Source organism: Streptomyces sp. NBC_00239 (assembly GCF_036194065.1).
Classification (GTDB): domain Bacteria; phylum Actinomycetota; class Actinomycetes; order Streptomycetales; family Streptomycetaceae; genus Streptomyces.
Genome location: NZ_CP108095.1, coordinates 1,460,812 through 1,478,735, shown reverse-complemented (window position 1 = coordinate 1,478,735; position 17,924 = coordinate 1,460,812). Strand labels below are relative to the sequence as shown.

Annotated in this window: 12 protein-coding genes; 5 read left to right on the top strand and 7 right to left on the bottom strand. The window is 75.3% G+C overall.

All coding sequences use genetic code 11. The features are described from left to right. Positions 1 to 40: 40 nt before the first annotated feature. The 4 genes from OG764_RS06345 to OG764_RS06330 all read right to left on the bottom strand — a co-directional run bounded on the left by OG764_RS06345 (position 41) and on the right by OG764_RS06330 (position 6,328). Positions 41 to 1,360, bottom strand: coding sequence for a macro domain-containing protein (locus OG764_RS06345; protein WP_328967403.1), 1,320 nt, complete (start codon positions 1,358 to 1,360; stop codon positions 41 to 43). A 129-nt stretch (positions 1,361 to 1,489) separates the two neighbouring features. Next, positions 1,490 to 2,311, bottom strand: a complete 822-nt coding sequence (locus OG764_RS06340) for an RES family NAD+ phosphorylase (protein WP_328967402.1) — start codon at positions 2,309 to 2,311, stop codon at positions 1,490 to 1,492. Then, on the bottom strand, positions 2,308 to 2,985 hold the full coding sequence (locus tag OG764_RS06335) for a hypothetical protein (protein WP_328967401.1): 678 nt from the start codon (positions 2,983 to 2,985) through the stop codon (positions 2,308 to 2,310). Before OG764_RS06335 ends, OG764_RS06340 begins: the two co-directional genes overlap by 4 nt. Positions 2,986 to 2,995: 10 nt before the next feature. Continuing rightward, a complete protein-coding gene (locus tag OG764_RS06330; protein WP_328967400.1) occupies positions 2,996 to 6,328 on the bottom strand; it encodes a CHAT domain-containing protein in 3,333 nt (1,110 codons plus the stop codon). 284 nt (positions 6,329 to 6,612) lie between these two features. Here OG764_RS06330 and OG764_RS06325 point away from each other — a divergent pair, with 284 nt between their 5' ends. Further along, on the top strand, positions 6,613 to 7,866 hold the full coding sequence (locus tag OG764_RS06325) for a cytochrome P450 family protein (RefSeq protein WP_328967399.1): 1,254 nt from the start codon (positions 6,613 to 6,615) through the stop codon (positions 7,864 to 7,866). A gap of 101 nt (positions 7,867 to 7,967) precedes the next feature. Here the strand turns inward: OG764_RS06325 and OG764_RS06320 are convergent, their stop codons facing one another. The 3 genes from OG764_RS06320 to OG764_RS06310 all read right to left on the bottom strand — a co-directional run bounded on the left by OG764_RS06320 (position 7,968) and on the right by OG764_RS06310 (position 13,846). Continuing rightward, on the bottom strand, positions 7,968 to 10,295 hold the full coding sequence (locus OG764_RS06320) for an immune inhibitor A domain-containing protein (RefSeq protein WP_328967398.1): 2,328 nt from the start codon (positions 10,293 to 10,295) through the stop codon (positions 7,968 to 7,970). Positions 10,296 to 10,379: 84 nt separating this feature from the next. Then, a complete protein-coding gene (locus OG764_RS06315) occupies positions 10,380 to 11,942 on the bottom strand; it encodes a molybdopterin-dependent oxidoreductase (protein ID WP_328972898.1) in 1,563 nt (520 codons plus the stop codon). Between the two features lie 149 nt (positions 11,943 to 12,091). After that, positions 12,092 to 13,846 (bottom strand): ricin-type beta-trefoil lectin domain protein, encoded by a 1,755-nt coding sequence (locus OG764_RS06310; RefSeq protein ID WP_328967397.1) that lies wholly within the window; start codon positions 13,844 to 13,846, stop codon positions 12,092 to 12,094. A gap of 446 nt (positions 13,847 to 14,292) precedes the next feature. Here OG764_RS06310 and OG764_RS06305 point away from each other — a divergent pair, with 446 nt between their 5' ends. The 4 genes from OG764_RS06305 (at position 14,293) to OG764_RS06290 (ending at position 17,593) form a co-directional block, all read left to right on the top strand. After that, positions 14,293 to 14,958 carry a TetR family transcriptional regulator gene (locus OG764_RS06305; RefSeq protein ID WP_328967396.1) on the top strand — a complete coding sequence of 222 codons (666 nt, stop codon included), beginning with the start codon at positions 14,293 to 14,295 and terminating at the stop codon, positions 14,956 to 14,958. 133 nt (positions 14,959 to 15,091) lie between these two features. Continuing rightward, complete coding sequence (locus OG764_RS06300; protein ID WP_328972897.1) at positions 15,092 to 16,024, top strand: serine/threonine dehydratase; 933 nt, start codon at positions 15,092 to 15,094, stop codon at positions 16,022 to 16,024. 102 nt (positions 16,025 to 16,126) lie between these two features. Next, positions 16,127 to 17,086, top strand: coding sequence for an aminoglycoside phosphotransferase family protein (locus tag OG764_RS06295; protein WP_328967395.1), 960 nt, complete (start codon positions 16,127 to 16,129; stop codon positions 17,084 to 17,086). Between the two features lie 135 nt (positions 17,087 to 17,221). Continuing rightward, complete coding sequence (locus OG764_RS06290) at positions 17,222 to 17,593, top strand: hypothetical protein (RefSeq protein ID WP_328967394.1); 372 nt, start codon at positions 17,222 to 17,224, stop codon at positions 17,591 to 17,593. The last annotated feature ends 331 nt before the right edge of the window (positions 17,594 to 17,924 follow it).

Genomic DNA, 17,924 nt, shown 5'->3' with positions numbered 1-17,924 from the left:
CACCGTCACGGAAATCCGCTGAACGGTCCGGTACTTCCACTCAACCGGACGCGCCGGGCGGCGACGGGTCGCCGTCGGGTCGGATCCCGGGCAGCCGGTCCAGCAGGTCGCCGAAGGCCTCCGTGCCGCGCACCAGCAGGTGCACCTCCCAGTCGGCTCCCCGGGCGAGTTCCGCCTCGACGGCCGCCCACAGCGCGCTCGCGCTGGTCGCGTACGGGAGCCCGCCGCGGCCGGAGCCCAGCAGCGGGAAGCACACCGACCGCAGCGGCGGGTCGAAGCGGTCGTGCTCGTCGGCGAGCAGCCCGAACACCCGGTCCGCTGCGCGGGTGATGTCGTCGGGCAGGACGTCGTAGTCGTTGGTGCCGGCCCGCGGTACGGCGATCGCGGCGTGGTAGATCCGGCGGATGCCCTGCGCGGCGAGCGCGCCGGAACCGGTCGAGGCGACCGTGCCGGGCAGCACCGGCCGGCCCGAGGTGTCGTACCGCGCCGCCCACGTGCGCAGCTCGTCGTGGAGCGGGTCGTCGCGTACGTCGCCGGTCACCCCGCGGACCGCCGCCGCCCGGCGCAGCGAGGCCGAGACCGAGGACTTGTACGGCTCGGGCAGCGCGAGGTAGGTGTTCACGGGAGAGACGACCACGTCGACGTCGCGCAGCAGGTCGACCGGGTGCGCGTGCACGGTCAGCGCCACCTCGCGCCGGCCCGCCCGCACGGTCACCACCCGGTGCCCGGGCGCGTGCCCGCCGGCGGCTCCGCCGACCGCCCCGCCGCGGGACGCGCTGCCGACGCCGCCAGGCGCTCCGGCGCCGGGACCGGTCGCGCTCCAGGGCTCGGACCCGGCCGCGGTCCCGGGCCTGCCGGCGGTGCCGGTGCCGGATCCGGCACCGGTCCAGGCTCCGGTGCCCGCCCCGGCGGAGGTCCCGGGCGCCGTCCCCGACCCGGCGGCCCCGACGGCGACTGCCGGGCCGGACCCGGCGGCCCGTGCGGCCCGGGCGCGGGCCGCGGCGCGGGCCACCCTGCCGATCTCCTCGGCGACCTCGCCGAGCACCATCAGCTCGTGGTCCTTGCGGAACCGCTCGACGCTCACCCCGTACACCTCGGCGGCCCGCTTGCGGCGGTCGGCCCCGGGCCAGTCCCGGGTGCCCGGCGCGAGGCCCAGCGTGTACTCGGCAGCCGTGCGCAGGCTGCCCTGGTCCAGCCGGCCCACGGCGGCCCGGATCAGACCCTCGACCGAGCCGTCCGGCAGTTCCGCCACGATCCCCCGCAGTTCGGGCAGTCCGAGGCTGCGCAGCCGTACCAGCCCGGAGCGCCGTAACTCCTTCAACTCACCCAGGATCACGCTGTGTTCAACAACCGGTGACATGGTGGCCACTGTTTCACCAGCGGCCGTGGACATACAAGGAGGACTACCGCCCGCCGCCGTCGAGTCGGCGCGAACGCGAAGGCGACCGGGAAGGCGGAGGAGAAGGCGGAGGGGAATGCGAGGCGACGGTCAGGGCGACGTCCACGGGGACACGACGGCCGCCCGCAGCGGCGCGAGGAGCCGGTTCAGCTCCTCGATCCCGGACGGGGAGCCCAGCTCCGGGATCCCGGCCGAGGGCACCGGCTCCGGAGGCTTCCCGCCCCGGAAGCGCCCCGTGTCACCGACAGCCGCCCCGCCGCTCCCGTTGCTGTCCCCGCCGCCGCCCCCGTTCCTGTCCCTGCTCCCGCCCGCGTCCCCACCCTCGCCCGCGTCCCGGCCGGGGCCCGTGTCCGGCCCCGCCTCACCGCCGGCGAACCGGTCCCCGAACAGCACGTTCGCGAGCCGTGGCCGGTGCCGCCGGGACTGCCACACCAGGCCCATCGCCCCGCTGTCCTGCGCCCGCAGCTCGCTCGCCCAGCGCCGGGTCTTGGCGTACCGGCCGTCGCCCTCGGCCTCCAGCAGCCACGAGTCCTGGCACACGGCGGCCAGGTCCTCCTCCGAGACCAGAGAGATCAGGCGCAGGTCGCAGCGGGTCCGCAGCATGCTCAGCGACCGGCCGCGCACCGCCGCGTACGGGATCAGCCGCATCGCCGTGCCGGGGTCGAACTCCGTCGAGCGCAGTAGTGTTTCGGCGAGTGCGGTGGCCGGATCCAGTGCCGTGTACAGGAAGGGGTACGGGTCCTGGGCCGTGCTGTCGAAGCGGCTGCCCCCGAAGTGGGGGTCCGCGACCCGCGGGTTGAACACGTCGGCGGCCCGGCCGCTGCCGTGCACCCGCCACAGCTCCGTGCCGGCCGGCAGCAGCAGCGAGTTGGGCTGCATGCGGTACGCGTCGGGCGCGATGTCGCCGATCACAGCTCCCCCTCCACCAGCGCGCGGGCCGCCCCGGCGAGCCGCGCGTCGGGCAGCCGCCCCAGCAACTCGGCCGGCGTGCCCTCCAGCCAGCTGTTCCCGGACAGCCACCAGTGCGCCGCCCCCCACGGATCGACCTCGGCCATCAGCAGCCGGTTGACCTCCCGGACCACCGGGACCGGACCTCCGGTGCCGGACTGGAACTGGAACACCGGGTAGCGGGGCCCCCGTTCGGGGTCGTCGAGCCGGATCAGTTCGTGCGCCGGCAACTCCCCGCCGCACCGCTCCCGGGCCTGCGCCGACGACAGCGACGGCGCCGCGAGCAGCCGCCGCTGCGCCCCCGCCACCACGGCGGCGGTCTCCGCGGCCACCGGTACGTCGGCCGGCGTGAGGAGCGCCAGCAGCACCCGGGCGTCCAGCACGTCGGACGGATCGTCGAGCACCGCCGCGCCCCGTACGGAGTCAAGCGCCAGCCGCACCGGATGGTCGAGCGGCAGCGGGAGCAGGGCCAGGCGCACCCCCTGCAGGGCGCGCCGCCTGCTCCGGGTCTCGGGCCCGCTCGCGGCCAGTGCGCGCAGCCGCTCCAACAGCACCGCGAACTGCTCGGCGTCCAGGCTCGCGCGGATGCTGTCGCGGTGTTCCGCGATCAGCCGCTCAAGCTTTCGCTCGGCGCTCATGCCGCTCCTTTCAACAGCCGGGGTTTCCCTGGTGGATGAACGCCGCCCAGGAGGGCAGCCGGTCGAGATCCTGACGTGTCGCCTCGCGCAGCAGTTCGCCGTCCAGTGTGCCGGGGTCGCGGCGGCCGGGGTCGAGCATCCACAGCTGTGCCTCCCGCAGGGCGTCGGCCGGGCTGCGCCCCTCGACCGCCACGTGGTGGTGGAACACCGCCATCATCAGCGCGGACGCGCTGTCCCGGGTGGTCCACCGCGAACCCACCACGTCCCGAGCCCCGTTGGCGACGAACGCGGTGGCGAGGGTGAGGGCCTCGTCGTGGTCGCGGGTGCTCAGGTCGGTCTCGCAGGCACTGAGCACCACCAGCGGTCCGTCGGGCGCGGCGGGCCCGTCCTCCGGCCCCCCGCCGTCGAGCAGCCGCGTCACGGTCAGCATCCCGGCATCGTGCCCGCCGCCGGACCCGCCGCCGGACCTGCCTCCTCCGGACCCGGCGCCGCCGTCCCTCCCGCCGCCGAAGTCTTCGTCCCCCATGCCCGGTTCGCGGCCGTCGGGCAGCGCGAGGTGCAGCGCCGACACCGTCGGCCGGATCCCGGCCGACCCGTGCGAGGCCACGTGCAGCAGCGACAGCGGGCCGCGCAGCGCCGCCAGCACCTCGTCGGGCGTACCGGGTCCTTCGGGGCGTACGGACGGCTCGTAGAAGTCGCCGAGCAGCCGGGCCCGCGGGTAGCAGGCCTCGCGCAGCCAGGTGACCTCCTGCTCGGCGCGCGTCAGCTCCATCCGCGGATCCGCGACGAGCACCGGCGCCTCGCCCGGCGCGCGCCGGTCCCGGGCGGCCGCACGCAGGAACTGGCCCCCGGAGGCCGCGTAACTGACGGCCAGGACCTGGCAGGCGTAGGAGAACGGCATGGTCCGCGGCAGCCGCGCCGCGTGCCACGGCACGACCCCCAGCCGGCCGCACGCCACCAGCACCAGCCGCATCGGCCCCGGCCGGTCGCGGCGGTCGGGACGGGCCGCGATCCGAGAGTTGACCAGGGCCAGCACCGGGGACAGGGCGGCCGGGAACGCCCAGTCGCACAGCTCCGACAGCGCCTCCTCCCAGACGGCCTCGGCCCGCCGGTCCGGATCGTCCGGGTCACGGTCGGCGGCGGCGTCGAGGTACGTGTCGAGGGGCCGCCGGCCGGGGCCCGAGAGCAGCGGCAGGGCGATCGCCGCGGTCCCCGTCTCCGGTCCGATCACCAGGGCCTGCCCCGGCTCCGCGCCCTCCCCGGCGATCAGGTAGACCAGCGCGTCCGCCCCGCAGTCCGCGAGCCCGGCCGTGAGCTGCCCGACCGTCGGCGTCGTGAACAGGCCGCCGTCGGCGTCCCGGTAGCCGAGGGCCTCCAGCGCCTCGCGGCGCAGCCGGCTGGGCAGCTCCCGGGGCAGCTCGTCCGTGTCCCCGGGCTGCGCCCCGCCGCTCTCCCGCCAGGCGGCCGCCAGCTCCTCGTGGCCGAGCGCGGCGAGCTGCTCGGGTACGGAAGCGGCGGCGGAGGCGGCCCGGAGGACGAGCGCCCGCCCGAGTTCGAGGGCGTCGACGGCTTCCTCGACCTGTCCGCGGCCGGCGGCCCAGCGGGCGGCCCGTACGGCGTACTCGGCGCCGGACCGGGCGGCCAGGAGGCCGTGCTCCGCGCCGAGTTGGAGGGCGACGGTGGCGCCGAGGTGCCGGAGCGCCTCGCGGGCGACCTCGGTCGCCGTGCTCGCGTCGGCGTCGCTCCCGGTGGCCGCCGACCGCTCCCGCAGGCTCTGCGCGAGGATGTCGAGGGCGGCCGGGGCGAAGGGCACGCCGAGGCCGTCCCGCAGGCCCGCGCGGAACAGCATGAGCTGGTCGATGGTCCGGTCGAGGTCGGCGGGGTCCTTGAACAGGCCCCACCGCAGGTGCAGGGCGCTCGCCGCGCCCCACCGTTCCCGGAGCGGGGCGTCGGGTCCGGGCTCGGTGATCGGCGCGGCCTGCTGGGGGTCGCCGTCGAGCGCCGCGCGGGTGAGCCGGCCGATCTCGGCCAGCCGGGCGGGTAGGTCTCCGGTCAGTCCGAAGGCGAACGCCGGGAGCTCAGGCGTGTGTTCGAGGTACTGGGCGGCGCGCAGCAGGTCGGCCCGGTCGTTCCGGCCGAGGCCGCGCTGGCCGTAGGCGACGCCCAGGAACAGCCGTGTCTGGACGTGCTGGTCGTGGCCGGCGGGCGTCACCGCCTCCAGCTCGTGCAGCTCGTCGATGACCTCGTCCAGCGTGCCGGGATCACCGGAATGCCGCGCCGCTTCGATCCGCAGTCCGAGCAGCATCACCTTGAGGGCCAGGCCCATCGGTGCGAGTTCGCCGGTCGGATCGGAGGCGATGAGCTGCGCCAGCCGGGCGATCAGCTCGCCGCCGGCCGCCGCGTCCTGGTGGCTGCCGCCGACCATGCCGGCCATGTGCAGCAGCGGGCCGGCGACGGCGGACAGGATCCGGGCCAGCGGATGGTCCGGCGGCATCCGGGCGTGCGCCTCCCGTACGACGAGGAGTGCCCGTTCGAGGCGGGCGGGATCGCCGGCCCGGGAGGCCTCCAGGAGGTCGAGCATGGCCGGCAGCATCGCCTGGGAGCCGATCTCGGCGAGTTCGGAGTCTCGCCGGACGACGTCCGGGTCGTCGCCGGTCCGGTCCTTCCGGGGCGCCTTGCCCAGCTCGGACACCAGGTGCAGCATGGTGCGGAGCTCCGCGACGTTCGGGTTCGAGTGCGGCATCGCGTCCAGGGCCTGCGTCATGCGTGCCGTGGGGTCGCTGTCGTCCAGCGACTCCAGGAAGAGCCGCGCGGGGCTGCCCAGCACATCGGGCAGCGGTGCGGACTTCACCTCGGCGGCCAGGGCCTGCACCTCCTCCTCGCAGGCCTTCGCGGCCTCCGGGTTGCGCGCCAGCCAGCTCAGCACGTCGGACACGTCGGACTTGCGGCCCTGCGGGTCCAGGCCGGTCGGGTTGACCGGGAACACCACGGTCATCAGCATCAGGGCGGCTGCCTGCCGTTCGTCGGCGGGCAGTGGGGCACCCGGCCCGGCCGCGCGGCTGCGGCGCAGCAGTTCCGCGGCCCGCGCCCGGTCCTGTGGCGGGCCGCCGGCCGCGTACCGGACGGCCAGGACCATGCCCAGCCGGGCCGCCGTCCGGCGGCCCCACTCCTCGTCGTCGGCGAGCAGCCGCTCCAGCTGCTCCAGTTCGCCGATGGCCGCGTCGAACCCCTCGGGGTCGGGGGAGCGGCCGCCGTCCGGCGGCATCAGCTCCCGGCACCGCTGCCACGCGTGTCCCAGCCATGCGACGAGACCCGCCCGGCCGCCCTGCTCCGTGTCCGCCATGCACCCCTCCGCTGCCGTCCGCCGACCGACCCGACCGACCGACCCGACCGATCCGACCGACTGCCGTGCCGTGCCCCGCGCGCGCCCCGTGGCCTTCCGTCCACGATGATGTCCGCCGCCGGGCGCCGCGAAGCGGTTTTCCCTGTACGCGACCGGAGTTCGACCCGGAGCCGCCCCGCGGGACCACCGCGACGGGGCGGGGGGACGGGACACGGGGCTGGGCAGCGGGACGGGCAGCGGTACGGGCTTGAACAACCCGCCCGCCAGGCCGCACTGTTGTGCGAGTGAACGAAGAAACCGTGACCACGCCGGCCCCGCCGCACCGCATCGATCCGGCCGGCGGCTGCCCGCACGCCCTCAACGCCCGGCTGCGCGCCGCCGGGCCGGTCGCCCAGGTGGTACTGCCCGGTGAGGTGCCGGGCGCCCTCGTACTCGGCCACGAGGCGCTCAGGGAGTTCCTCGCCCATCCCGATGTGGCCAAGGACGCCCGGCACTTCGCGGCCCTTCAGGAGGGCCGGATACCCGCCGACTGGCCGCTGCGGGCCTTCGCCAACGCGCAGGGCATGCACACCTCCGACGACGCCGACCACCGCCGACTGCGCTCCCTCGTCAGCACGGCCTTCACCGCCCGCCGCGTGGAGCAGCTGCGGCCCCGGATCGAGGAGCTCGCCGCGACCCTCCTCGACGACCTCGACGCGGCGGCCGCCGCGTCCCCCGACGGCGCCGCCGACCTGCGCCGGCACTTCGCCCTGCCGCTGCCGATGAGCGTGATCTGCGAACTGCTCGGCGTCGACCACGAACACCGCGGCCGGCTGCACGAGTTGTCCCACAAGGTCATCATCGCCACCGACACCACCCCGGCCGAGGCGATGGCCGCCGTACTGGAACTCGTCCAGCTGATGGGCGCCATCGCCGCCGCCCGCCGGGCGGATCCCGGGGACGACCTCACCAGCGCGCTGATCGCCGCCCGCGAGGCCGAAGGTGACCGGCTCAGCGAGGCCGAACTCATCGGCACCATGCGGCTGATGCTCGTCGCCGGCCACGAGACCACCCTCAACCTGATCACCAACGCGGTCCGCGCCCTGTGCGCCCACCGGGACCAGCTGGAACTCGTCCGGTCGGGCAAGGCGACCTGGTCCGACGTCGTGGACGAGACCCTCCGCTGGGACGGCCCGGTCAGCTGGTTCCCGTTCCGCTACCCCACCCGTGACATCACCGTCGGCGGCGCCGTCATCGCGCGGGGCACGCCCGTGCTCGCCGGGTACACGGCGGCCGGCCGCGACCCCGAAGCGTACGGCGACGACGCCGACCGCTTCGACGTGACCCGGCCGGGCGCCGCCCGCAACCTGTCCTTCGGGCACGGCGCGCACTACTGCCTGGGCGCCCCGCTGGCCAGGATGGAGGCCACCATCGCCCTGGAGCGGCTGTTCGCCCGCTTCCCCGACCTGGACCTCGCCCACCCCGAGGCCGAACTCCCCTACCAGCCCAGTTACATCGGCAACAGCGTGGAAGTCCTCCCGGTCCGGCTGCGCCCCTGACGCGCCGGCGGGCGGGGTGGGGGCGCAGCCGCACCCCCACCCCGCCCGCCGGATCCGAATCCGTACGCACGCACTACCGGGCCGGGTTCACCCGGCCGCCGTCACTTCGACGGGCTGACCTGGACGGTCGTGACGCGGCCGCCCGCGGCCTCCTTGACCACGGTGATCCTGGTGCCCGTGTTCGGGACCTTCACGCCGACCTGCGGCAGCTCGGGGGTCCAGTAGACGCCGGTGCGGTCGTCGAAGGCGGGCACGCCCGGCTGCTCCGGTATCAGCACCGGAACACCGTTGCGGTGCATGACCAGTTCGTCGCTGGGGCGCAGCGAGAAGGTGGCGTCGAAGGTCTGCGCCCGCGCGTTGAGCGCGGTCCCGTCCGTGTACCGCAGGGCCTGCGGCCGCGCGTCCACCGGCAGCAGCATGCCCGAACCGGGGTGCGCCTTCGTGGTGTTGTCGCTGTACGCGGTGTCCCAGAGCCACACCAGCACACCCTGCTGGTACGGGTAGAACTCCACGGTGTCCTTGCGGACCGGGTCCGAACCCCAGCCGAAGTTGTACGGGCCGGTCTTCAGGTACGAGCCGTAGCCCACGTACCTGCGGTTCTCGACGAGGTAGGCGCGCGGGTGCTCGGCCTTGCCCGTACGACCCTCGGTGCGCGACCACTTGACTGCGGTCCAGCCGTTGGCGCCCTGCTCGGCACCGTCCCGCAGCAGGTCGCGGCCGGCCGCGGAGATGCGCAGCGCGTCGAAGGTGACGCCCTTGCCGTGGGTGTTGCTGTCGGAGGTCACCCGCAGTCGCAGCTGCACCGAGGTGCCGGCGAACCGGTCCAGCGGGACGGAGAGTTCGGCCCAGCCGGTCGAGGTGCCGGTGACGCCCTTCGGGGGGATCGGCGCGCCGGCCACCGTGCCCGGCAGCGCCGACCACGTACGGCCGCCGTCCGCGGAGGACTCAACGGTCAGGTAGTCGAAGTCCTGCTCGATGTCGTACCAGACCCGTGCGTCCAGCCGGGCGCCGTCGGCCGCGGTGGTGCCCGTCAGGTCGACGGTCCGGCTCAGCGTGTTGTCCATGAAGTCGCCGGTGCCGCTCCACCACTGGCTGCCGCCCTCGAACGGGTCGGTCAGGTCGGTGGTGGTGACGGACGGCGGCAGGTGCACCAGCAGGGCCTGCGGGTCCTCGGTGTTGTAGCCCGAAACGCCCAGCACCGCGCGGGTCTTGCGGCCCGCGTCGGCCTCCGTGTACTCCAGCCAGCCCAGCTGGAGCTTGCTCCACGCGTCGAGGTCGGCGGGGAAGTCACCGGTGGTGTTGCGGCCCTTGGCGAGGTACGACCCGGACGACATCAGCGACCAGAAGTTCACGCTGTTGTCGCCGTCCGAGCTGTACATGTCCGGCAGGCCCAGGTCGTGCCCGAACTCGTGGGCGAACAGGCCGACTCCGCTGTTCTCGCCGCCGGTCAGGTAGTCGCCCGCCCAGATGCCGGTGTCGCCGACCGGGGTGCCGCCCGCCTTGTTGCCCTCGGGCCCGGCCGTGCCCGCCTGGTTCCAGTACGCGAACCAGCGGTGCGCCCACACGGCGTCCTTGCCCTGCGTGCCGCCGCCCCAGGTCTGGTCCTTGCCCGCGTGCACGACCATCAGGTGGTCGAGGTACCCGTCGGGCTCGTTGAAGTTGCCGTCGCGGTCCGCGTCGTAGCGGTCCCACACGTCGTACTCGGCGAGCTCGGCCTTGATGTCGGCCGCGCTGCGGCCCTTGGCCCGCTCGCCGTGGTACCAGGCGTTGCTCGCGTCGCGCACGAGGTCCCAGTTGGTGCGGCACTGGCCCGACTCGGAGCAGTTGTCCGTCCCGTACCGGGCCTCGTTCCACGGCAGCCGCACCCAGTCGGTGACCTGGCCGTCCATGTCGTAACGGCCGGAGGACTGCGTCCGGTAGTAGTTGCGCAGGCTCACCGCGCCCGGCTCGGCGGAGAAGAACTGCCGCTGGTAGTAAGAGCGGTCGAAGTCCTTGCGCCACACCGTGTGGTTGTCGGCCTTCGGGGGCTTGCCGATGGTGTTGTGGCGCGGGCCCGGCGTGCCGCCGAAGCGCGGCTTCCCCTCGAACTCGGTGGTGTTGTCCACCTGGTCGCCGAACTCGGCAAGGATCACGAACACCTTGTCCTTGCGCTCCTGCGCGAGTTCGACGTACCGCTTGCCCACCTGCACCCGCTGCGGGAGGACGCCCTTCGTGCCGGTCTTCAGCCGGCCGGCGGCCACCTGCTCCAGTGCCTGCCGGCGCAGCGCCTGGCGCTGGAGCTCCTGGGGTGCGGGCGGCGGCGCCTCGACGGAGGAGGGCTTGGCGGCCGCGGGGGCCTGCGGGCCGGGGGCGGCCTGGGGTGCGGCGAGCGCGGGAGCGGTCAGCAGGGCGATGGATATCGCCGCGCCTGCCGCGATGAGTCTGCGCAACGTACGTGTCCTTTCCGAACGGGACGGAGCGCAGGTAATATTTCACATGTGACAGGTGATGGATAGGTCTTGTGCGGGCCCGACTCAGGACACGTTCACCACCACCGTGTGCCAGCCGGTCGCCCCGTCCGGGACGGTCCCGGCGCGCCTGCCCGTCTGGGTCCGCCCCGTCCCGTCCGTCGCCCGGACCTGCAGCTCGTGCCGGCCCTCGGCCGCCTCCCACTCCCACACCCACTGCCGCCAGGTGTCCACCGTGTCCGCCGCCGCCAGCCGCGCCTCCCGCCACGCGCCGCCGTCCACCCGCACCTCCACCTTCGAGATCCCGCGGTGCTGCGCCCACGCCACCCCGGCCACGGCGACCCGGCCGGCCTTCGGCTTGGCGAAGGAGCGCGGAGTGTCGATGCGCGACTGCGTCTTCACCGGCGCCCGCGCCGCCCAGGACCGCTTCACCCAGTACGCGTCGTACGCCTCGAAGGTGGTCAGCCGCAGCTCCCTGAGCCACTTGCAGGCCGACACGTACCCGTACAGGCCCGGTACGACCATCCGGACCGGGAAGCCGTGCGCGAAGGGCAGCGGCTCGCCGTTCATGCCCACCGCCAGCAGCGCGTCCCGACCGTCCATGACCGTCTCGACCGGCGTGCCCAGCGTCATCCCGTCGACCGACCGGGCCACCAGCTGGTCCGCCGGCCCGCCCTGCGAAGGGGGCCGCACCCCGGCCTCCCGCAGCAGGTCCGCCAGCCGTACCCCGAGCCACCGGGCGTTGCCCACGTACGGCCCGCCCACCTCGTTCGACACGCAGGCGAGGGTGATGTCCCGCTCGATCAGTTCGCGGCGCAGCAGCGCGTCGTAGTCGAGCGTCAGCGGCCGCGCCACACCCTCCCCGTGGAGGGTCAGCGACCAGTCCGATGCCCGGGTCTTCGGCACCACCAGCGCGGTGTCGACGCGGTAGAAGTCCCGGTTGGGCGTGATGAAAGGGCTCAGCTGCCGGATCCGCAGGTCCGCGCCGGGCGGCACCGGCTCGGCCGGGGAGGCCGGCGGCGGCAGCCGCAGCGCCGAGCGGTCGGCCTCCGCCTCGGCCGCACCCGACGCGTTCACCTGCCGGCCGACCAGCCCCGCCAGGCCGGACAACACGACGGTGCCGGCGGCCACGTGGATGAACCTGCGCCGGTCCGGCGCCGACCCGGGCCCGGTGTACCCGGCGCGCACCCGTACGGCCAGCAGGTACAGCACCGCGGCGGCGGTCAGGCCCGCCACCGCCGACGGCACCGCGTCCGCCGCCCGGCCCTCGGGCCGCCCCACGGCCGCGACGGCGCCGAACAGTCCGAACAGCAAAGCCGTCAGGACGCCCGCCGGCGGGCGCCGGACCGCGAGCACCCCGGCCGCCGCCGCGAAGGCGGCGAGCAGCACGAGGATGCCCAGTTGCAGGACCAGCTTGTCGGCGGTGCCGAAGACCTGCACCGCCCACTCCTTGACCACCGTCGGCGTCGCATCGATGACCGCGCCGCCGACGGCCGTGACCGGGCCGGACTGCGGCCGGACCACGGCCGACGCGAGCTCGGCCAGGCACAGCCCGGCGAACCCGGCGATCAGCCCGCTCAGCGCGCCGAACCACGTGCGCCGGGCCCGCTGCCCCGAACCGTCGTCCATTTCCGGATGCGTCACGTCGCTCACCGTCCTGGGTCCCGCCGTCGTGCGGTCGCTCGGATCGTACGGTCGGCGGGGCCGTCGGACGGTGCACCGCGGCGTGACGCACTGAGGCGGCAAGGAGCTGCCGTGTCCGGGGACGTGCCGTGGGGTCAGACGGGCAGCGCCCAGGCCTGGTTGACGAGGTGGGCGCCGCAGGGGCGGGCCCGCAGCCGTTCGGTGACGGCGGCCGGCGCGTCCAGGCACAGTCCGGAGCCCGCCTCGGTGAGCGTCCGGTCGGCCCGCCACCGCCAGCGCTGGCCGGGCAGCCGGCCGGGGTCGCAGGCGGCCAGGGACACGGTCGCCGCCGTGCCCGCGCCGGCGGCGGTCAGGCAGCGGCCGGACAGCCGCAGCGTGCCGTCGGCGGCGGCGCTCCAGCGCTGGTCGGCGCCGCCCGTGCAGGCGCTGAGAAGTACCGCTCCGGCGCGCGCGTCGTGCTCACCGTCGGCGCAGCGCGCGCCGTTGCCGGTGAGCTGGCCGGTGGGGACCGCCGCGGCGCAGTCGTGCGGGGTGAGCCGCCAGATCGCGGTGCCGTGCGCCGGGACGGCCGCGGTGAGCGGGCCGGAGGTGTCGGCCGCGGCCCCGGTCCACAGGTTGCGGGCCGTCACCCGGCAGGACGGCAGCCCGATGTCGGCGAGCTGCACGACGGCCCGCCGGGCCGTGCCGGTGCGGTTGAGCACGGCCACCGCCCGGTCGCCGCCGGCCAGCGGGCGGGCCAGTACGTCCGTACTGCCGTCGGTGGCGACCACGGCGGCCTGCCGGCCGAGCGGATCCTGGTCCACCGCGATCAGGGCGGTGTTGCCGAGCGCGGCCAGCCCGGCCGCGCTGAGCGCGCCGACGTCCGACGACAGGATGAGCGGGGCGGCCATCATCGCCCACAGGGCGACCTGGGTACGGCTCTCCTCGGCGGTCAGCCCCGGCGCCCCCGCGAGCAGGAAGTCGGGGTCGTTCCAGCCGCCGGGGCCCGCGTACCGGCCCAGCCAGCGGTTGTAGCCGTAGTTGCCGGTCACCGAGGACCACCGAGAGGTGCCGGGCGCGCCCGGCTGGTACACCTGTACGTCCTTGCCCTCGCGCCACAGCTGGGCCGTGCCGCCGACCCAGCCGAGCACCGAGAACCAGGCCGGTGAACCCCATTCGCCCTGCTGGAAGTAGGCCGGCGCGGACGCGGACAGCACGATGTCGCGACCGCTCTCGCGCAGGCCGCGGGCCGCCGCCGTGTACGCCTGCCGGTAGGCCTCCTCCTTGGTCTGGCCGGGGGCGACCCACATGTTGCAGCCGTCCATCTTCAGGTAGTCGACGCCCCAGGACGCGAACAGCCGCGCGTCCTGCGCGAAATGGTCGGCCCCGCCGCCCTGCGGCCTCCCGCTGCCCGGGAACTTCTCGCAGGTCAGGGCGCCGGCGTCCTGGTACATCCCGAACTTGAGGCCCTTGCCGTGCAGATACCGGCCCAGCCAGGCCAGGCCGTGCGGGAACCGCACCGGATCGGCGACCAGGTTGCCGGCGGCGTCCCGGCTGCGCGTCAGCCAGCAGTCGTCGATGGTCACCGTGTCGTAGCCCTTCGCGGCCAGCCCGGTGCGCACGAGGGCGTCCGCGTTGGCCACGACGGTCTGTTCGTCGAAGTCGCACATGTAGTGCGCCCAGTTGTTCCAGCCCATGGGCGGGGTCGGCGCGAGTGCGGCGTCCGCCGGGACCGTGGCCGGGCCGGCCGCCGGGGGCGCGGCGGTGGGCGGCACGGAGCCGGGCCGGACGGAGGTGGGGGGAGGGGTGGCGGTCAGGGATTCGGCCACCGCCGGGGGGTTGGCCGATGACAGGGCGAGCAGTGCGGCAGCCGTGAGACAGCTGCGGAGCGCACGCAGGCGTGACGGCACGGAGGCTCCTCGACTTGGGGGGGCGTGCTGACGGTCTGTCGTGCTGTGCGGGGCAGCGGTGACGCTGCGTCAGAATGAACATATGCCCATCGAAAAGCCCTGATGCACCTCCATATGACTGCAATCGGGTGCATGGCGGAGGAATCTTTGGCAAACCTGATCATTCGTCAGGGTGCCGGGGAGGGGGTGGGGGAGGTGGCGGGCGGGGTGGGCGCGGCGGCTCGCGGACGGGGTGCGGGTGGTGCCGGCGGTGCCCGCCGGGTGGGCCGGTGCGGGTGTCGTGGTGCGGACCCGGGTGCGGTCGGGGGGCTCGCGGTGCGGCCGGGGCCGGCGCCGATGCCGCGTGCGGTGTGCGGCCGCCGGGCGGTGGCGGGGCCGCGGTCCGGGGCGATCCCGCCGGAGATCGCCACCCGTCGTGCGATACGACGTAAGATACGCTGTATCACATGCCCAGGACTTCCCCCGCTCTGGACCGCGCGACCCCCGAGGCCGTCGCCGCGGCCGCCCTGCGTCTGATCGACGAGGAGGGCCCCGCCGCCCTCAGCTTCCGCGCGCTCGCCGACCGGCTCGGCGTCTCGCACGCCACCGTCCAGCGCCGCTGCACCGACCTCGCCGGGCTGCTCGACCTGTGCACCGACCACCTCGCCGGCCGGCTGCCCGACGTGCCGCCCGGCACCGACTGGGCCACCGGCACGGCGCAGCGGTTCACCGCGCTGTACGGGCTGCTCACCGCCCACCCCGGGCTGCTGGCCCTGCGCGGCAGCCGCCCCTGGCTCGGCCGCAACCTCCTCGCCCGGCTCGTCGAACCGGCCCTCGCCGCGAACCTCGACGCCGGCATGACCCCGCGCCGCGCGATGGCCGTGTACCGGCAGATGTACCTCCTCACCCTCGGCTGCGCCGCGTTCGTCGACCACCGCGACCCGCAGGGCGCCACCGCCGCCTCGCGGACGGCGCTCGCCGCCCTCGACCCGGCCGAGTTCCCCGTACTCACCGGGCACCTGGCCGAGCTGCTGCCCCCGCTCACCGACCACGAGGTGTACCGCGGGGCCCTGCACGGCCTGATCGAAGCGGCCCGGCCCGACGGCCCGGCGTTGCCCCGCGCGGGTGGGTGATCCCCCGCGTCACCCGCCCGTCCGACCAGCCGGGCGGGTGACCGCCCGCCCCCTCCTCCACCGCACCGCCACCGTCCCCTTCACCGCACTGCCATCGCACCGCGACCGCACCGCCACCGACCAGGAGATCTCCGTGGAACAGCCCGTACCGCTCACCGCCTCGGACATCCGGGCCGCCGCCGCCCGTATCGAGGGACGCACCCGCCCCGTCGCGCTCGCCCCGGCCGCCCCCGGCGTCTGGTTCGCGCTCGAGTACCTCCAGCACACCGGCAGCTTCAAGGCCCGCGGCGCCCGCAACTTCCTCGCCGCGCACCGCGCCGCCGGCACCCTGCCCGCGGCCGGCGTGACCATCGCCTCCGGCGGCAACGCCGGACTCGCCTGCGCCTGGGCCGCCCGCGAGGAGGGCGTGCCCGCCACCGTCTTCCTTCCCGAGACCGCCCCGCCGGTCAAGGTGGCCCGGCTCCGCTCGTACGGGGCGGACGTCCGGCTCAGCGGCAGCGAGTACGCCGAGGCCGTCGCCGCCTGCGAGGAGTACGCGGCGGGCAGCGGCGCCCTGCTCAGCCACGCCTACGACCACCCGCTGATCGCGGCCGGCGCGGGCACCCTCCTCGACGAGATCCGCGACCGGCTGCCCGGGCTGGACTCCGTGGTCGTGTCGGTGGGCGGCGGCGGGCTGTTCGCCGGGATCGCCACCGCCGCCCGGGAGCACGGGATCCGGGTGGCGGCCGTCGAACCCGAGCGCTGCCGGGCCCTGCACGCCGCGCTGGAGGCGGGCCGGCCCGTCGACGTGAGCGTGGACTCCGTCGCCGCCGACGCGCTCGGCGCCCGCCGGGTCTCCGCCACCGCCCTCGCCGCGGCCCGGCACCCGGACGTGGACGCGGTGCTCGTCCCCGACGAGGCGATCGTCCGGGCCCGCCGGTCGCTCTGGGACGACCACCGGATCGCCGTCGAACACGCCGCCGCCACCGCGTACGCGGCCCTGGACGCCGGGCCCGGCACGTTCGGCGCCCGCACCGCGGTCGTGCTGTGCGGAGCCAACACCGACCCCTCCGACCTGGTGCGCTGAGACCGGGGCGACGGCGGGGGCGGGGCGAGCGCCGGGCTCCCGGCGGTCCCCGTCCGGAAATGTGTTTGACGCACGCGGGCGGTGGCCTATCGGATGGCCCTCGTGATCACAGAGCAGACGGCGGCGCACCCCGGCGGCCGGGCGGCCGGCCACACCCTCGACGACGACCTCGTACGGCGGCTGGTCGCGGGGCGCTTCCCGCAGTGGGCGGCGCTGCCGGTCGAGCGCTTCCCGTCCGGCGGCACGGTCAACGCCGTGTACCGGCTGGGCGACGACATGACCGTACGGCTGCCCCTCGCGCAGGGCGGCGCCGGTGACGTGGCGATGGAACAGGAATGGCTGCCCCGCCTCGCGCCCCTGCTGCCGACCGCCGTACCCCGGGTGCTCGGGGCGGGGGAGCCGGCGGAGGGTTTCCCGTGGCCGTGGTCCGTGTACGGATGGCTGGCCGGGGAGAACCCCGAAGCGGGGGCGGTCGCCGCACCGGAACTGCTGGCCGCGGACCTGGCCGCGTTCGTGGCGGCGATGCGGAGCATCACGCTGCCCGCCGCCGACGGGCCCGGCCGCCGGACCGGGGCGCCGACCCCGCCGGTGGCCCACCGGGGCGGGCCTCTCGCCCTCCAGGACGCCGGGACCCGGGAGGGGATCGCGGCGCTGCGCGGGATCCCGGAGGAAGGCGTCGACTGCGACGCGGTGGCCGCGGTGTGGGACGACGCGATGCGGGCACCGGAACCGGACGGGCCGCCGGTGTGGCTGCACGCCGATCTGATGCCGGGCAACCTGCTGGTGGACGGCGCGACCGGCCGCCTGACCGCGGTGATCGACTTCGGGTGCGCGGGGGTCGGCGATCCGGCCTGCGACCTCTTCCCGGCATGGAACCTGCTGCCGGCCGGAGCGCGGCAGGTCTTCCGCGAGGCGCTCGGCGTGGACGACGCGACCTGGGCCCGGGGCCGTGCGCGCACCCTCTCCCAGGCGGTGATCGCGCTGCCGTACTACCGGAACAGCAACCCGGCGATGGCGCGCAACGCCCGCCACGTGATCCGCGCGGTGCTCGCCGAGGCCTGATCCCGCGCCCTTCCTCCCCGCCCTTCCCGGGGAACGACGAACGTTTCGCCGGTCGGCGACTTTCGAGAACACGCCGCGCCGGGCCCGCCTGCGAAAGTCGGAGACGTCCGCAGGAGTACGAGGAAAGGAACGGGCGTGGCCGAGCGACGGAACGGGTGTCTGATCGGATGCCTGGTGGCGGGGGTACTGGGAGTCGGCCTCCTGGCGCTCCTCGGCTTCGGGATCTTCGCGTTCGTCGGCGCCGCAGACGAGAGCATGGTCGACCGGCAGGTCTACGACTCGGTGAAGACGGGCGACGCCGAGAGCGAGGTCCGCGCGAAGTTGCCCGAGGGGGACAACTTCATCACCGACGCGCTCAAGGGGGGCGGGCCGGCTCAGCCTGCGGGGGCGACGTGCGTCTGGTACGCGATAGCCGACGATTCGGCGGGCAGCGGTGCGGAGGACGTCTTCCGCTTCTGCTTCAAGGACGGCAAGCTCGCGCAGAAGTCCGCGTACCGCTCCTCATGACCCGGCCCCGAGGCCGAACCCCCTGGGGTGCAACCTCCAGCCTCGCCGACCCGGCTCCGCCGAGGCCCTGGGGCGCAACCTCTAGCCTCGCCGGCGTTCGAGACGGACCTCAGCCTGAGCGGGCCATCTTCAGCCTCGCCGGCGTTTGAGGCGCGGGGTTTGGGGCGGAGCCCCAAGACTGCAACCCGGCTGGCGCCGGGCACCGGGCTCCGCCCGGACCCGCTCCTCAAACGCCGGAGGGGCTGGAGGTCGCAGCCCAGGGCGTCGGCGGAGCTGAGGGCGCGCCACGGTCAGCCGGCCCGGCGTGAGGCGCGCCACACGACCGGCCAGG

Excerpts from the sequence above, each read along its gene's own strand:
- OG764_RS06345 (WP_328967403.1), bottom strand. The coding sequence starts at position 1,360 with ATGTCACCGGTTGTTGAACACAGCGTGATCCTGGGTGAGTTGAAGGAG.
- OG764_RS06335 (WP_328967401.1), bottom strand. The coding sequence starts at position 2,985 with ATGAGCGCCGAGCGAAAGCTTGAGCGGCTGATCGCGGAACACCGCGAC.
- OG764_RS06330 (WP_328967400.1), bottom strand. The coding sequence starts at position 6,328 with ATGGCGGACACGGAGCAGGGCGGCCGGGCGGGTCTCGTCGCATGGCTG.
- OG764_RS06315 (WP_328972898.1), bottom strand. The coding sequence starts at position 11,942 with ATGGACGACGGTTCGGGGCAGCGGGCCCGGCGCACGTGGTTCGGCGCG.
- OG764_RS06305 (WP_328967396.1), top strand. The coding sequence starts at position 14,293 with ATGCCCAGGACTTCCCCCGCTCTGGACCGCGCGACCCCCGAGGCCGTC.